Annotated in this window: 13 protein-coding genes; 5 read left to right on the top strand and 8 right to left on the bottom strand. The window is 42.2% G+C overall.

The genetic code is table 11. The features are described 5' to 3' along the window. Nucleotides 1–434: 434 nt before the first annotated feature. From ACFVAD_RS21090 to dnaA, 8 genes are all read right to left on the bottom strand, one after another. Nucleotides 435–1,505 carry an HD-GYP domain-containing protein gene (locus tag ACFVAD_RS21090; protein WP_386644841.1) on the bottom strand — a complete coding sequence of 357 codons (1,071 nt, stop codon included), beginning with the start codon at nucleotides 1,503–1,505 and terminating at the stop codon, nucleotides 435–437. Between the two features lie 82 nt (nucleotides 1,506–1,587). Next, nucleotides 1,588–4,077, bottom strand: coding sequence for a DNA gyrase subunit A (gene gyrA / locus ACFVAD_RS21085; RefSeq protein ID WP_386644838.1), 2,490 nt, complete (start codon nucleotides 4,075–4,077; stop codon nucleotides 1,588–1,590). 120 nt (nucleotides 4,078–4,197) lie between these two features. Beyond that, on the bottom strand, nucleotides 4,198–6,123 hold the full coding sequence (gyrB, locus tag ACFVAD_RS21080) for a DNA topoisomerase (ATP-hydrolyzing) subunit B (protein WP_386644850.1): 1,926 nt from the start codon (nucleotides 6,121–6,123) through the stop codon (nucleotides 4,198–4,200). A gap of 78 nt (nucleotides 6,124–6,201) precedes the next feature. Beyond that, complete coding sequence (gene remB, locus ACFVAD_RS21075; protein ID WP_386644835.1) at nucleotides 6,202–6,456, bottom strand: extracellular matrix regulator RemB; 255 nt, start codon at nucleotides 6,454–6,456, stop codon at nucleotides 6,202–6,204. Nucleotides 6,457–6,466: 10 nt separating this feature from the next. Then, nucleotides 6,467–7,588, bottom strand: coding sequence for a DNA replication/repair protein RecF (recF, locus tag ACFVAD_RS21070; RefSeq protein ID WP_386644832.1), 1,122 nt, complete (start codon nucleotides 7,586–7,588; stop codon nucleotides 6,467–6,469). Nucleotides 7,589–7,602: 14 nt separating this feature from the next. After that, nucleotides 7,603–7,818 carry a S4 domain-containing protein YaaA gene (gene yaaA, locus ACFVAD_RS21065; RefSeq protein WP_386644829.1) on the bottom strand — a complete coding sequence of 72 codons (216 nt, stop codon included), beginning with the start codon at nucleotides 7,816–7,818 and terminating at the stop codon, nucleotides 7,603–7,605. Nucleotides 7,819–7,927: 109 nt separating this feature from the next. Continuing rightward, nucleotides 7,928–9,064, bottom strand: a complete 1,137-nt coding sequence (gene dnaN / locus ACFVAD_RS21060; protein WP_386644826.1) for a DNA polymerase III subunit beta — start codon at nucleotides 9,062–9,064, stop codon at nucleotides 7,928–7,930. Between the two features lie 184 nt (nucleotides 9,065–9,248). Next, the gene (gene dnaA, locus ACFVAD_RS21055) at nucleotides 9,249–10,595 is read right to left on the bottom strand and encodes a chromosomal replication initiator protein DnaA (protein ID WP_386644823.1); all 1,347 of its coding nucleotides are present in this window, start codon (nucleotides 10,593–10,595) and stop codon (nucleotides 9,249–9,251) included. A 1,592-nt stretch (nucleotides 10,596–12,187) separates the two neighbouring features. On the opposite strand from dnaA, the gene rpmH reads away from it, so the two are divergent. The 5 genes from rpmH to mnmE all read left to right on the top strand — a co-directional run bounded on the left by rpmH (nucleotide 12,188) and on the right by mnmE (nucleotide 16,293). Next, nucleotides 12,188–12,322 (top strand): 50S ribosomal protein L34, encoded by a 135-nt coding sequence (rpmH, locus tag ACFVAD_RS21050; RefSeq protein ID WP_078378436.1) that lies wholly within the window; start codon nucleotides 12,188–12,190, stop codon nucleotides 12,320–12,322. A 134-nt stretch (nucleotides 12,323–12,456) separates the two neighbouring features. Further along, on the top strand, nucleotides 12,457–12,807 hold the full coding sequence (gene rnpA, locus ACFVAD_RS21045) for a ribonuclease P protein component (protein ID WP_386644818.1): 351 nt from the start codon (nucleotides 12,457–12,459) through the stop codon (nucleotides 12,805–12,807). A 126-nt stretch (nucleotides 12,808–12,933) separates the two neighbouring features. Then, on the top strand, nucleotides 12,934–13,710 hold the full coding sequence (spoIIIJ, locus tag ACFVAD_RS21040; protein WP_386644815.1) for a YidC family membrane integrase SpoIIIJ: 777 nt from the start codon (nucleotides 12,934–12,936) through the stop codon (nucleotides 13,708–13,710). Further along, nucleotides 13,707–14,342, top strand: coding sequence for an RNA-binding cell elongation regulator Jag/EloR (gene jag, locus ACFVAD_RS21035; RefSeq protein ID WP_386644812.1), 636 nt, complete (start codon nucleotides 13,707–13,709; stop codon nucleotides 14,340–14,342). Before spoIIIJ ends, jag begins: the two co-directional genes overlap by 4 nt. Before the next feature lie 562 nt (nucleotides 14,343–14,904). Then, nucleotides 14,905–16,293 carry a tRNA uridine-5-carboxymethylaminomethyl(34) synthesis GTPase MnmE gene (gene mnmE, locus ACFVAD_RS21030; protein WP_386644809.1) on the top strand — a complete coding sequence of 463 codons (1,389 nt, stop codon included), beginning with the start codon at nucleotides 14,905–14,907 and terminating at the stop codon, nucleotides 16,291–16,293. The last annotated feature ends 10 nt before the right edge of the window (nucleotides 16,294–16,303 follow it).

The following is a 16,303-nucleotide window of genomic DNA, read 5'->3' as shown; positions in this document are numbered from 1 at the left end:
GGCACGCCGCCAGCGTTCATCCTGAGCCAGGATCAAACTCTCCAATAAAGAGTTTGAGCTTATGCTCAAATGTTGACTAGCTTATGTTACATTTTCGTTCTTTGTTAATCCCTATAAGATTAACGTGGACGCTGTTGTTTTGTTTAGTTTTCAAAGAGCTCTTTCGGTAGAAGCTTTGTTAAAAGCGACCCCTTTAATATAACACAAATCATTATTTTAAGTCAACGTTTTTTTGAAATTCTTTTTTCGAAGAATGTTATTCACAATTGCTTGTGTTGCTGACTTGATTGATTATAGCACGGTGTTTGTCCTGATGCAATTACTTTTTTAATATATGATTAAATTATTTTCAAAGATGAAAAAAGAGGGTCCCGCTGCTAGACGGCAGCGGGACCCTTATAATTTTCAACAACGTATGATAATAAGTTGATTCCCTATTTGATAATCTCTTCTACAAAAAGATCCAACTCCTGATTCAAGGAGATAAATTGTTCACTGCCTTCTATTCTTACCATCGGCCTTGTTGGGGTCGCTGGATCAATGAATACCACATCCACAATTTTTCGGTTTGATAGTCTCAATTTTGCGCCTACGCTTATTTTGCATACACTGTTTGTCAGTGCTTGAACGACAGCCAGATCATACTTTCCGAAAGTTTCGTGCTTTAGTTGCTCGATTACTTTGAAAGGTGACTGCTTGCTTCGATACTTTCTTGGAGAGGTCATTGCGTGAAAAACATCGGCAACAGCCAGTATTTTTGTATAATCGTGTATTTTATCCTCCGATAGCCCAAAAGGATAGCCGCTTTTGTCATACCGTTCATGATGCTGCAGTACTGCGAGCTTGATCTCATCTTGTATGACAGGCTGCTTGCTCACCATCTGATAACTGAAAATCGGGTGTTCTTTTATCTGGTCAAACTCTTCTTTCTTTAATACGGCTACATTTTTCAAGATTTTCTGGTCGATTCTGGACATTCCGCAATCCATCAGGAATCCCGCAATGCCTACCTGAATGATATCCTTCTTTTTGAAGCCCATGGATTTTGCAATGGAAGCTGCGATGATGGCCACCGCAACCGAGTGGTGAAAGACGTATTCTTCCTCATTGGTGTAATGGTGGACAGAAAACACCTCTTGTGGAAAGACCAAGGATTTTTCAATCATCGGGATGATCGCCTTTCGAACCTCTGCGTAATCGATAGGAGCACCTGATTGCCAGGTTTGATACAGACGTTTATAGCTTTGCGTTGCCTTGAAGTACATCTGCAGGAAGGAATCCTCTTTCGGCTTTTCCTCGCGAACAGGTAAAAGCTGCGGATTGAATGGCTGTCCATTTGAAAGGAATGCTTCGATCTCGACTTCATCTATTAAAAAAAGCTCCAAGATTTCGATATGTTGACTTGAAAGAACTGTTCGTTTTGCCATGATTGGTTTTGTTGTCAGGGATTTTACTTCCTTAGCTAATATACAACCTTCCACCAATTGTTCAGTTTTCACTAACATACACGCTTTCCTCTCCTTAACTCTTTATACACAAAGAGGAACACATGGCGTGTTCCTCTTTGGATTAGTCTATTTGCACTTCTTATTCTTCGACCTCTTCATCAGAAATTCCTTCTTCGAGATTGGAATCTTCCAATTCCAGATCGTCGGGACCTTCTTCTTCTTTATCAACTCTTGCTACAGTGGTAACAAATTCGTTCTCTGCTAAACGGATCAATTTTACCCCTTGCGTATTACGGCCCATCTGAGAAATTCCATCTACAGACATGCGTATGAGTACGCCGCTTGCAGTGATAAGCATGAGGTCCTCATCGGTTGTCACTGTTTTTACTGCTACCAGTTCGCCATTGCGATCTGTTATGTTGCACGTTTTAATACCTTTACCGCCACGGCTTTGGATACGGTACTCTTCAGCAGGAGTCCGTTTTCCATAACCATTTTTCGTAACCACCAATACATCGAGGTTCTCCTCAAGCAGTTCCATGCCGACCACTTCATCGTCATCGGAAATGGTGATTCCTTTAACACCGGTTGCCGTTCTACCCATGGAACGAACATCTGTTTCATGGAAGCGAATGAGCATTCCTTTTTTCGTTCCAATGATCATTTCCTTCGTACCGTCCGTCATTTTTACACTAATCAATTCATCGTTATCACGCAGGCCAAGTGCAATCAGACCGCCTTTACGGATATTTGCGAACTGAGATAACGGGGAACGCTTGGAAATCCCGTGCTTCGTAGTAAAGAAGAGATACCAATCATCGACAAACTCTTCTACAGGAATAATGGCATTGATCCATTCCCCTTTTTCGACTTCAAGGAGGTTAATGATCGGGATGCCTTTTGCTGTACGGCTGTATTCCGGTATTTCATAACCTTTTGCACGGTATACTTTCCCTTTATTGGTAAAGAATAAAAGCGTATCATGCGTGGACGTCGTTAACAGATGTTCCACAAAGTCGTTTTCGTTTGTTCCCATCCCCTGCACTCCACGGCCACCTCTTCGCTGACTGCGGTAAGTGGAAAGTGGGAGTCGCTTGATATAGCCATTATGAGTCAAGGTTATTACAACATTCTGGCGTGGGATCAGATCCTCATCCTCGATTGCTTCAAGACCGCCGACCATGATTTCCGTACGACGATTATCATTGAAGCGTTCTTTTACCTCTGTCAACTCTTCGCGGATAATTTCAAGTACTTTCTCTTCATCTGCAAGGATTGCCTTCAGTTCCGCAATAAGCTGCATAAGGCCTTGATATTCTTCTTCGATTTTTTCACGCTCTAAGCCTGTTAGACGCTGTAGACGCATGTCCAAAATAGCCTGAGCCTGTTTTTCCGATAAGGAGAATTCCGTCATTAAGCCTTCACGTGCAATATCAGCTGTCTGGGAGCTTCTGATCAATGTAATGACCGCATCCAGGTGGTCGAGTGCAATACGCAACCCTTCTAGGATATGGGCACGCGCTTCGGCTTTACGAAGTTCGAACGCTGTTCTACGTTTGATGACTACTTTTTGATGCTCCAGATAGTGGTACAAGCACTGCTTCAGGTTTAATACTTTCGGTTCTCCATTAACAAGAGCCAGCATGTTTATACCGAAGCTGGTTTGCAGGGACGTCTGTTTGTACAGGTTATTTAAAAGGACGTTCGCATTGGCATCCTTCTTCACTTCCATGACGATACGCATACCATTACGGTCTGATTCATCACGAAGATCGGAAATACCTTCAATCTTTTTGTCACGAACCAGATCCGCAATTTTTTCAATCAGCCTGGCTTTGTTTACTTGATATGGCAATTCATGAACAAGGATTACTTCTCTTCCATTCGGCTTTGTTTCGATTTCAACTTTTGCACGAATCGTAATGGAGCCTCGTCCTGTTTCGTAAGCACGTCGGATGCCGCTTCTGCCAAGTATTTGTCCAGCGGTAGGGAAGTCCGGACCAGGGATGATTTCCATCAACTCCGGAATTGTAATTTCAGGATCTCTACTTACAGCCAGAACTCCGTCAATGATTTCTCCAAGTTGATGTGGCGGAATATTGGTTGCCATCCCAACTGCGATACCCGATGCACCGTTCACCAAAAGGTTTGGGAATCTTGCAGGAAGTACAACTGGCTCTCTTTCCGATCCATCATAGTTATCTTGATAGTCAATCGTATCCTTATTGATGTCACGCAGAATTTCCATGGCGATTTTGGACATCCTCGCCTCGGTATAACGCATGGCCGCTGCAGCGTCGCCATCGACCGAACCGAAGTTTCCATGGCCATCTATCAGCATGTAACGGAAGTTGAAGTCCTGCGCCATACGTACCATGGTGTCATACACAGCAGAGTCACCATGAGGGTGGTACTTCCCGATAACTTCCCCTACGATACGGGCAGATTTTTTATAGGCTTTATCCGCAGTCATTCCCAAATCGTTCATTGCATAAAGAATGCGTCGATGAACAGGCTTCAAGCCGTCACGAACATCAGGAAGGGCACGGGAAACGATAACGCTCATCGCGTAATCCAGAAAGGACGTTTTCATTTCCTGACTGATATTAATTTCTTTAACTTGAGACATATAATATGAACCTCCTTGCGAAATTCAGTTTCACACCGAATTCGCCCTATGTAACCAGCAGGATAGGCACCCTATCCTGCAAAAATCTTTTATTCACAAATGGATAAATCAGGGCGGTCCTTAAATATCCAGGTTTTTCACGTAACGGGCATTATCCTGGATAAAGTTTCTTCTTGGTTCCACTTTATCACCCATCAGGATTTCGAATGTTTCATCCGCTTCAATGGCATCCTGCAGACTGACCTGAAGCAATGTTCTTGTTACCGGATCCATTGTGGTTTCCCATAACTGGCCAGGATTCATCTCTCCAAGACCCTTATAGCGCTGGATTCCTGGCTTCGGGTTTTCCGACATGGTAGCCAGAACCTCTTCAAGCTGTCTGTCATTATAGGCATATTCAATCTTTTTGCCCTGTTGCACTTTATATAGTGGCGGCTGGGCGATATAGATATATCCATGCTCAATGATTTGGCGCATGTAACGGTAGAAGAATGTCAATAAAAGGGTACGGATATGCGCACCATCGACATCCGCATCTGTCATAATGACAATCTTATGGTATCTTGCTTTTGAAATATCAAAATCCTCGCCTATTCCGGTTCCAAGTGCAGTGATAATCGCACGAATCTCATTGTTGGATAGAATTTTGTCCAGTCTCGCTTTTTCTACGTTTATTATTTTTCCACGTAAAGGAAGGATGGCCTGGAAATGACGGTCGCGTCCCTGTTTAGCAGAGCCACCTGCAGAGTCACCCTCTACCACATACAATTCGCTGATAGCCGGATCTTTGGATGAGCAGTCCGCCAATTTACCAGGTAAGCTGGAGATTTCCAGGGCGCTTTTTCTTCTTGTAAGTTCTCTGGCTTTTTTCGCAGCCATTCTAGCACGGGAAGCCATCAACCCTTTATCAACGATCTTTCTCGCAGCAGATGGGTTTTCCAATAAGAAGCCTTCGAATTTCTCGGTGAAGACCGAGTCCGTAACGGTACGTGCTTCACTGTTACCGAGCTTTGTTTTCGTTTGACCTTCAAATTGTGGATCTGGATGTTTGATGGATACGATGGCAGTCAAGCCTTCACGAACATCCTCACCGGTGAGGTTGCTGTCTGCATCTTTAAAGATATTATGTTTACGCGCATAGTCGTTGATTACTCGTGTAAGAGCGGTTTTAAACCCTGATTCATGCGTTCCGCCCTCATAGGTATTAATGTTATTGGCAAATGAGTAAAGGTTGCTTGTGTAGCTTTCATTGTACTGAAGGGCAACCTCGATGGAGATTCCGTCCTTTTCCCCTTCCACAAACACCACTTCTTCATGGATGACTTCTTTTGTACGGTTTAAATGCTCTACATATGATGCGATTCCGCCCTCATAGTAGTATTCATTCTTTTTGCCTTCCTCGACTCTCTTATCATCAATCGTGATACGGATTCCTCTATTAAGGAATGCAAGCTCACGAAGACGGTGTGCAAGTGTATCGTAGTCATATTCAAGCGTTTCTGTGAAAATTTCCGAATCTGGGATAAAATGGATAATCGTACCGGTAACCTCGGTTTCCCCAATGATTTTCAGATCTTCCTGTGGAACACCTTTTTTAAACTGTTGATAATGGATGCTGCCATCACGGTGAACGTAGATTTCCAGATCAGAAGAAAGTGCGTTTACAACAGAAGCACCTACACCATGCAGGCCTCCGGAAACCTTGTAGCCTCCGCCGCCGAATTTTCCGCCGGCATGAAGAACGGTCATAATTACCTCAACTGCAGGTCGTCCCATCTTTTCATGGATTCCAACAGGGATTCCTCGCCCGTTATCCTTTACAGTAATGCTGTTGTCCTTTTCCACAATGACATTGATTTCGGAACAGTATCCAGCCAGGGCTTCATCAATACTGTTGTCGACAATTTCCCATACGAGGTGGTGTAATCCTTTTGCGCTTGTAGAACCGATATACATACCAGGTCTTTTCCGAACAGCTTCCAATCCTTCAAGTACCTGTATCTGACTCTCATCATACGTATTTTCTTGCATTTCTTTTTGGTCCATCGCCATATCTATCACCTTCACTTTTTATTTCAATCCGAGCATCGCGCATCAAAGAGTATGACTCCTTAGGCTAGCAAGCTATATTTTAAGAAATAACTCTTCCAAGGAAGTGTCCATTCTTTTCTTTAAGGTTGTAGAGGCTAGAGGAGATAGATAAATTATCTCTTCTGTGATAACTACTGATTTTACATCATGCTTGCTGATATTCCTGATGGATTGGGCCGCCCCTGTCGGTAGTGAGCTTTGCCAATCCGTTTTCAACAGACGCCTGTCCAAGATTGCAATAATTTTGGATGCGCGTACCATAACCTCTTCCCCGATATGCAAGTACACTTCCTTCACCTCAGTTCAATTTCTTTAAAGAACCAGAGACTACCTCATAGGTTGCTGCTTGTTTCAGCGTTTTATGGTCTATTCCATCCACACTTGTCGTCGTGACGAACGTCTGCACTTTTCCCTGGATCGTGTTCAACAAGTGGGATTGTCTATAATCATCTAATTCTGATAACACATCATCCAACAGTAGAATAGGATATTCCCCCACTACGGAATAGATGAGGTCAATCTCTGCCAACTTTAAAGAAAGGGCTGTAGTACGTTGTTGTCCTTGCGACCCGAAAGTCTGCACTTCTTTTCCGTTCACGTGAAAGATCAGGTCATCCCGATGTGGTCCAAACAGCGTGACGCCTCTTTCAATTTCTCTATCTTTTATTTTATCAAATTTTTCGTTAAATGCTTCTATCATTTTCGACAAATTTAAGCTTTCTGATACATGATCAATAGAGGGTTTGTAAATAATAGTCAATTCCTCCAACCCCCTGCTGATGCTGCTATGTATTGGTTGTGCCCATTTTTGCAGTAACTGAATAAACTCCAGACGCTTGATCGTCACTTTCGCTGCAAGTTCCACCATCTGTTCCGTCAAAACAAAAAGCATGGTCTCGTCTTTTTGCTTCCTGGTCTGCAGCTGCTTCAGATAGTGGTTCCTCTGCTGCAAAACCTTTTGATAGCGTGCCAGATCATGCATATAGATCGGGGAAACCTGACCGAGCTCCATATCGATGAACCGGCGTCTCACCTGTGGACTCCCTTTTACAAGGGTCAGATCCTCAGGCGCAAACATAACAATATTCATATTCCCGATATATTGACTCAGTTTCGATTGTTCCAGATGGTTGCTCTTTGCCTTTTTCCCTTTTTTTGAAATGACAAGCTGTAATGGTAACGGTCCATTTCTTTTATGTATCCTGCCTTCTATTTTAGCATACTCTTCGTCCCAACTGATAAGATCTTTGTCGCTTGAGGTACGATGCGACTTTGCCATTGCCAGGACATAGATGGATTCCATTACGTTTGTCTTTCCTTGGGCATTCTCTCCCAGAATTACATTCACACCATTCTCGAACACAGCTTCCAAGCTTTGATAATTGCGATAGTGTCTTAAGGACAACTCTTCAATATACAATATTTTTCACCATCTTAGGACGAAATAATGACAAAGCTTCCGAAGCCGTCGATTTCCACTATATCCTGATCTCTTAATTTTCTTCCTCTTCTATCGTCAGGTTCGCCGTTCACTTTTACTTCATATTCCTGGAGGAACCATTTGGCCATTCCACCTGACTGAATGACATCGGCTAGCTTCAAGAACTGACCGAGCGTAATTATCTCTGTAGAAATTTCTATTTCCTTCATCTTTTCGCGCTCACTTTCGTTTAGTCTTTCTCTTATTGTACTAAAACTTGTGACTATAGAAAAGAAAGCTACCGCGCTTTGACGCAAGTAGCTTTCTAAAATCAATGGATTAATAAGTTCTGACTGGCAAGATTAATTGAAGCATGGAATCATCATGCATCGTTCTGATCAGGAATGGTCGCATAGCACCTGTGAAATTGATTTGTATTTCATTTCCTTCGAGGGCTTTTAACGCATCCATCATATATTTTGCACTAAAGGAGATTTTTAATTCTTCTCCCTCCACTGAGTTGCCTTGTACCTGCTCCACTACCTTCCCTACTTCAGGGGAATTGGAGGAGATCTCCAAAGCGCTCTGTTCCAAGGTGGCGAGTTTTACGACATTGTTTCTTCCCTCTCTTGCAAGCAAGGATGCACGATCGATGGCTTGAAGGAACTCTTTTGTAGAAACTGTGATATCCGTTTTGCTTTCTGCCGGTATCAAACGGGATGTATCCGGATAGTTCCCATCAAGCAAACGAGAGAAAAATAGAATGTTTTTAGCTTTGAACAGGACTTGGTTATCTGTAATAACGATATCGAGCAGTTCATTTGTGTCATCAAGGATCTTATTTAATTCATTTAAGCTTTTACCCGGGATCACTACATTACAAGCAAGATTGTTTTCTGCATCGATTTTTGCCTTACGCAATGCCAATCGATGACTATCTGTTGCAATACAGGTCAACTCATGGTTTTCAAGCTTCCAGTTTACACCTGTCAAGATAGGGCGTGTTTCTGAGGTGGACACTGCAAAAACCGTTTGTCGAATAATATTTTTCAACAGATCAGTAGGGAGCTTGAACACACTGTCTTCTTCAATTTGAGGAAGATGAGGGTATTCCGCAGCATCTTGACCGTTTAGATTGAATTCGGATTTACCAGATCTAATGGTTGTAACAAATTGGTTTTGAACTTCAAGCTCCACAGTATCCATCGGTAATTTCTTGATGATTTCACTAAAGAAACGAGCTTGCAGGACCACGCTTCCAGAAGCTTTCACTTCTACATTTTCCGTTCCATCCTCTTCATTCGGGATGAATGACTCGATGGAGATATCGGAATCGCTCCCTGTCAGGGTTACTCCCTCTTCTGTTGCGACAATCTTAATACCAGTAAGAATGGGAATCGTAGTACGTGATGAAACAGCTTTTAGCACGTCTTGTACACTTTGAACCAACTTGTCTCGTTGGATAATAAATTTCATCGTTATCCTCCTCTAATTGCAGGTCTTTTTATATATATTTATTAATAAAAAATAGTAGAAGTAATAGTAGGGCCTGTGAATTTGTGGATAAGTGGCATTTCTTGATGAAACGGCAGTTATTCACATGTGGACAAACTGTTGTTAACTATGTCTGAGTTATACACACAATCCACGTTCCATTCTTTTAGTTCTTTAATTGCTCTGCAATCGATTGAATCTGTTTTTGCAGTAATGTATCTGTTTGAACAAGATTCGAGATCTTTTCATGAGCATGAATAACGGTCGTATGATCACGGCCGCCAAACTCCTCCCCTATCTTAGGAAGGGAGAAATCAGTAAGTTCGCGCGAGAGATACATGGCAATCTGCCTTGGAAAAGCAACAGATTTCGTACGCTTCTTAGCTTTGAAATCCTCAAGCTTCACATTATATTCCTCTCCGACTGTCCGCTGAATATCATGAATGGTTACCACCCTTGGTTTGGAGCTAGGAATGATATCCTTCAAAGCTTCCGCAGCAAGATCGGCATTAATATCCTTATTGATCAAAGAAGAATATGCGACAACGCGAATAAGTGCTCCCTCAAGTTCACGGATATTGGAATCAATTTGATTTGCAATATAAAGCATAACTTCATTCGGAATGTCCAATCCTTCCGCTTTCGCTTTTTTGCGCAGAATGGCAATACGCGTTTCCAGGTCTGGCGGAGTAATATCAGTGATCAATCCCCATTCAAAACGGGAACGCAGCCTGTCCTCCAGTGTCGGGATCTCTTTTGGAGGCCGGTCACTCGAGATGACAATCTGTTTGCTTTCCTCATGAAGCGTATTAAAAGTATGGAAGAACTCCTCTTGTGTCTGTTCTTTTCCGGCAAGGAACTGAATATCATCGATTAATAGCACATCGACACTGCGATATTTATTGCGGAAATCAACGGCTTTATTGTCCCGGATTGAATTGATGAACTCGTTTGTGAATTTTTCGGAGGACAAGTATACCACTTTCGCACCAGGGTTATGCTCGATTACATAATGACCGATGGCGTGCATTAAGTGGGTTTTACCAAGTCCAACTCCCCCATAGATAAACAAGGGATTATAGGCTTTGGCAGGCGCTTCCGCCACTGCTAATGAAGCGGCATGGGCAAATCTGTTCCCCGAACCGATTACAAAAGTGTCAAACGTATATTTCGGGTTAAGCATATTCTGTGGAATTTCAATCGGATCCTCGTCCTTTTTCATCTTGGCCGGAGGAGTTTTGATTTCAAGATCCTCGTCCGATTGATTTTGAGGAATGATAAATTTGATTGTCAGTTCTTCCCCGGTTATATCTGTGATGGTTTCTCCGATCAGGTTGGAATATCTGGACTCCAGCCAGTCACGGGCAAACTCGTTTGGTGCTGTAATGACGAGGTTGTCCCCTTTGAGAGAATGAGCCTTCGTAGACTTCAGCCATGTTTCGAAGCTCGGCTTGCTGATTTTCTTCTCAATTTCCTTGAGGGCCTTCTCCCACAAATCCGATATATTTTTCAACGTGTATCCCCCTTTCTCTTTATCTCTATATAATTTTCACCATAGATGTTCCTGTATTCCGCTGGATGAAGCCATCATTTCAGCGCTCATTCAAGGTTGAGTAAGCCAGGCTGCAGTTCTGCAACCTACTTGCCAGATTTCATCCAAAATAAATAAGGTGCTTATCTGTACAAGTTTTGTTTAACAAACCTTCTTGAGAAAAACACCTGTTGTATGTTTATTCATTCGTATACTGTGCATAACATATAATATAGTAGAAAAGTAGTTTTCGACAAAAAAACCGTTCTGTGGACAAATGTTTACACACAACCTTGAATAACTGTCCACATCTTATCCACAATCTGTTGATAACTATTTTTATGTTAATAATTATTAAGAGTGAAAACACAATAATAATATCAAATAAAACCTTTTGTTGCAACGTCTTTTTCTGATTATCCACAATCGACACATCTTGTGGAGAAAAGTTTTCCACAACACAAGATACTGTGTAAACCTTGTCGATAACTGTTGTGGATGACGAAAAAACTCGAAAAAAGTTATTCACAGGTTGGAAAAATGTTGTATGCAGAGGGAGAATTTTGCTGGGATCTGTTTTTTTGGGGATTTATTTTGTTGCGTTAAACACCGCTGGTGATTTCCGCACTAGGCTACGCTTTCCGCGGGGCGGTGCTTGAGCCTCCTCGGGCTTCGCCCTGTGGGGTCTCAAGCCTACCGCTGCCTCCCGCAGGAGTCTTCGCCTATTGCTCCAATCACCAGCTAGAGACATAAAATACGCTATTCTTTAACAAAGTTTCCTTTCTTGTATGAAATCTTTGTAGCTATTAAGAGCCCTCTTTTTTACTCGACACCAACAGTAATCGCAATATTTTCTTTTAAAGTGTCTAAGCCTACACTTTTTGTGACATCCTTCTTAATGACTAGTTCCTTTCGTGTAGCTCTGATTTGGTTGATTTATTAAATTCTAACCATATTAACCTACGATCTTACGAATTTAGGAGCTAGTTTTGTTAAAGTTGAAGTCACTGATTTTGCTTTTTTCCTTATATAGAAAAAAGTTGTTTCGAAATATTTCTAGAAATTATTCAGCAATATCGGAGAGGAACTAGAAAAGCATAAGATTATTTATGTTCGCCCCCTGGTGATTGGAGAGGAAGGCGTGAGACTCCTGCGGGAGGAGCGTGTCAAGGGAGACCCCACAGGCGCAAAGCGCCGAGGAGGCTCCCGAGGCCGCCCGCGGAAAGCGAACGCCTGAAACGGAAATCACCAGGGGTGTTTAATGAGGATATTAAATTATCATGGTAGACTCTTGTAAAATGAAATGAAGTCCTAGGATATTTTTTGGTTACTTTTTACTATTTAAAAGAAAAGGTTGCTTTAAATCGCGAAGGAATTTATACTAACTATTGGGAAGTTGACATTCCGATGGTATTTTCTCTATAATTGATAAGACTGTCTGTTAAAATTTATATTATAGGAAAGCAAGACTTTCCACGAGAGAGTGAAAAACGGCTATTGTGGTATGATGATCATACATGTGAAGCATGTTTTTCGATAATCTAAAAGGTAATCCTCAGGGAGGTGTCATAGTAATGAAAAGAACGTTTCAACCAAATAAGCGTAAACGTAGTAAGGTACACGGTTTCCGTGAGCGTATGAGTTCTGCTAACGGACGTAAAGTGCTTGCGCGCCGTCGTCGTAAGGGAAGAAAAGTATTATCCGCATAAGGCCACTGACTGTCAGTGGTCTTTTTTACTATTTTAAGAAGAAAATTGTTATGATTTCGCATTTATTTAGAAAGAATGTGGAAGAACGACGTAAAATATTCAAATTAGAAATTGCTGCGACAGGGGGACCACATGTGAAGAAGGAACAAAGAATCAAAAAGAACAAAGAATTTCAACATGTGTTCCAGGGTGGAAAGTCCATGGCAAATCGACAATTTGTAATTTACACACTTGAAAAAAAAGAGCAGCCCGAATTTCGGATCGGCCTGTCAGTGAGTAAGAAGATTGGAAACGCGGTTACGAGAAATCGAATTAAGCGATTGGTTCGCCAGGCTTTTCTGGAAATGAAAGAGCAGCTCCCTGGATATGTAGACATTGTTGTAATTGCCCGAAAGCCTTCGGCGGATATGAGCTATGAGGAAGTGCAGAAGAGTCTGCAGCATATCATCAGAAAGCTCCCGATGCTTTCCAAAAAGAAACGGTAGTACAGCAATTTGTCAGGAAACATGTAAAAATTTTGTCAGGGTCCGGTCCTTTATTCAATTATTCGAATAAAAGTGGTAGGATGTAATAGGAATTATTTTTTTTGCGCAAAAAGGAGGAAAAAGAGGTTGAAAAAACGAATATGGCTACTAATGGGCCTTGTTGGACTTGTAGTCTTACTAACAGGCTGTACGGAAATCAACCAGCCGATCACAAAAGAAAGTGAAGGCTTTTGGAATGAGTACATAGTGTACCCGCTATCTTGGTTAATCACGTACTTTGCAACATTACTTGGAAATGATTATGGACTATCCATTATTATTGTAACATTGTTAATTCGATTTGCGATTCTACCATTAATGATCAAACAAACGAAAAACACGAAGGCGATGCAAGCACTGCAGCCTGAAATGAAGGCACTTCGTGAAAAATATAGCTCCAAAGATCAAAAGACTCAGCAGAAGCTGCAGCAGGAAACGATGGGACTTTTCCAAAAGCATGGAGTAAATCCGCTTGCTGGATGTTTCCCGTTATTGGTGCAAATGCCGATTCTGATTGGTTTCTTCCATGCAATTACTCGTACCCGTGAAATTGCGGAACACAACTTCCTATGGTTTGACCTTGGTGACAAGGATCCTTACTTTATTCTGCCGGTTGTTGCTGGGATCACAACTTTCATTCAGCAAAAAATCATGATGGCAGGGATGGAGAACAACCCGCAGATGACGATGATGCTATATATCATGCCGGTGATGATCGTGGTGTTCGCATTTAACTTCCCATCTGCACTATCCTTATACTGGGTAGTCGGTAACTTATTTATGATTGCACAAACTTACTTTATTAAGGGACCAGAGCTGAGAAAAGCAGCGGCTACTGGAACTGCAGGAGGAACGAAAAAGTGAGAGAAATAACTGCAACTGGTCCATCTGTCGAGGAAGCTGTCCTATCTGCTTTAACTCAACTAAACACAACTAGAGACCGTGCAGACATAACAATCGTTGAAGAAGGCAAAAAAGGATTATTCGGACTGTTTGGTACCAAACCAAGTATTGTAACCGTTAAGTTGAAACATGATCCAATTGAAGAATCAACGAATTTCTTGAAAAAAGTTCTGACAGAAATGAACATTGTCGCAGAATTGGAGACCAAGGTCGAAGGCAGGAACATCTTTATCTCCATCAGTGGGGAAAAGACTGCTCTGATCATTGGGAAAAGGGGACAAACCCTCAATTCTCTTCAATATTTGACACAAATTGTTGCAAATCGCTACTCGAACCAGTATCTATCTGTTGAGATAGACGCAGAAGGATATCGTGAAAAGCGCCGTGAAACGCTTGAACAGCTGGCAGAGAGATTGGCGCAAAAAGCGATGAAGACGAAACAGGAAGTTCATCTCGAACCAATGCCGTCCTTTGAACGTAAAGTGATGCACTCGATTATTTCGCGTTATCCGGAAGTGGAAACCTACTCTGTAGGAAAAGAACCGAACAGATCGCTTGTCATCACACCAAATAAGAAAAAAGTAACAAGATAATATCTAGCCGTCTTCCAATATGGAGGACGGCTATTTTTTTTCAGTGGGGCTTTGTTAAAAAAAATGTTGTCTTAAGAATACTAGCTGTTGATTGGAGCAATAGGCGAAGACTCCTGCGGGAAGGCAACGTTCAGTGGAGACCCCCGCAGGCAAAGCCGAAGAGGCTCACGCTAGTCCCGCGGAAAGCGCAGCCTAGTGCGGAAATCAACAGCGGTGTTTAACAGGATTGTTTGTAACAAATGGAGAGAATATGGCTAGCAGAAATAATGAAGCGTCAATTGTTTCAATTTCTGTTGTTAGGAAATGATGATAGAAAGGAAAGAACGAACGTCGAGTTTTGTTTGTTGTTATTCACATGTGGATAAGTTAGAATTGATGATAGAATAATGAGCGCTCGGGAAATTTTTGTGGATAACTGTCGAAGAGGAATACTTTAAAAGTGACATGAATTATGCTAACCTTAATTAGTTATTCAAGAAGATTGAATTTGGATCGGTCGACCAGTGGTGTGATCGAACAAGTTAATTATAGAAACTAGTATAAAAGAAATGAGGTGAATGATATGTATGAGCTAGATACAATTGCAGCAATATCCACTCCAATGGGGGAGGGTGCTATTGCGATCGTCCGTTTGAGTGGTGAGGAAGCATTCCGAATCATCGATGAAATCTTTGTCAGCCCCTCCGGGAAGAAGATGCAGGACGTACCGTCTCATACCATTCACTACGGACATATCGTGGATCCAAAAACAGAACAGACGATAGAAGAAGTGATGGTCTCTGTAATGAGAGGGCCGAAAACTTTTACAAGAGAAGATGTAATCGAAATAAACTGTCATGGCGGCTTGGTTTCAGTAAACAAGCTCCTTCAGCTTGTAATGGGCAGAGGCGCAAGATTGGCGGAGCCGGGTGAATTTACGAAACGGGCATTTTTAAATGGGAGAATCGATCTTTCACAAGCAGAAGCGGTCATGGACCTGATCCGGGCAAAGACTGACCGTGCGATGAATGTGGCATTGGGACAAATGGAAGGTCGATTATCCAAGCTGATTCAGAAGCTGCGCCAGGAAATTTTGGAAACATTGGCTCATGTGGAAGTGAACATCGATTATCCGGAATATGACGACGTGGAAGAAATGACGCATCAGTTATTACTTGAGAAATCCAATTATGTGAAAGCTGAATTGGAAAAACTGTTACAAACTTCCCAGCAGGGTAAAATATTAAGAGAAGGCCTATCGACGGTTATTGTAGGAAGACCGAATGTAGGGAAATCTTCCTTATTGAATAGCCTTGTTCATGAAAACAAGGCGATCGTGACCGATATACCGGGTACCACGAGAGATGTTATCGAAGAGTACGTGAATGTGCGCGGGGTCCCATTGCGCCTGGTTGATACGGCAGGAATCAGGGAGACTGAGGACATTGTCGAGCGGATTGGTGTAGAGCGATCACGTGAAGTATTGAAAAAGGCCGATTTGATCCTTCTTGTGCTGAACTACAACGAACTTCTGTCACACGAGGATGAGCAGCTGTTTGAAGCTGTGAAGGGGATGGACGTGATTGTCATCGTGAATAAAACGGATCTTGATGAAAAGATAGATTTAGAAAAAGTACAAGCTTTGGCAGAGAATCATCCTGTCATCACGACCTCTTTAAAAGAGGATGAAGGGGTGGATGAGCTGGAGGAAGCGATTTCCTCGATGTTTTTCCAGGGAAATCTTGAAGCTGGGGATATGACTTACGTATCCAATTCCAGACATATTGGATTACTCTCACAGGCACAGCAGGCATTGGAGGACGCGATCTCTGGGGTACAGAGCGGGGTACCCATTGATATCGTTCAAATAGATTTGACGCGAACATGGGAGCTGCTCGGTGAAATTATCGGCGATGCAGTCCATGAGAGCTTGATTGATCAGTTATTTTCACAATTTTGTTTAGGTAAATAGAAGAGGAGGG

The organism is Sutcliffiella sp. NPDC057660, assembly GCF_042800035.1.
In the GTDB taxonomy this organism is placed as follows: Bacteria; Bacillota; Bacilli; order Bacillales; family Bacillaceae_I; genus Sutcliffiella_A.
The sequence above is the reverse complement of the archived record's forward strand: the minus strand, read 5'-3'. Positions and strand labels throughout refer to the sequence as shown.

Bases quoted from the DNA above. Each gene is read 5' to 3' on its own strand.
- ACFVAD_RS21090 (WP_386644841.1), bottom strand. From the start codon at position 1,505: ATGTTAGTGAAAACTGAACAATTGGTGGAAGGTTGTATATTAGCTAAG.
- gyrA (WP_386644838.1), bottom strand. From the start codon at position 4,077: ATGTCTCAAGTTAAAGAAATTAATATCAGTCAGGAAATGAAAACGTCC.
- gyrB (WP_386644850.1), bottom strand. From the start codon at position 6,123: ATGGACCAAAAAGAAATGCAAGAAAATACGTATGATGAGAGTCAGATA.
- yaaA (WP_386644829.1), bottom strand. From the start codon at position 7,818: ATGAAGGAAATAGAAATTTCTACAGAGATAATTACGCTCGGTCAGTTC.
- dnaN (WP_386644826.1), bottom strand. From the start codon at position 9,064: ATGAAATTTATTATCCAACGAGACAAGTTGGTTCAAAGTGTACAAGAC.
- rpmH (WP_078378436.1), top strand. From the start codon at position 12,188: ATGAAAAGAACGTTTCAACCAAATAAGCGTAAACGTAGTAAGGTACAC.
- mnmE (WP_386644809.1), top strand. From the start codon at position 14,905: ATGTATGAGCTAGATACAATTGCAGCAATATCCACTCCAATGGGGGAG.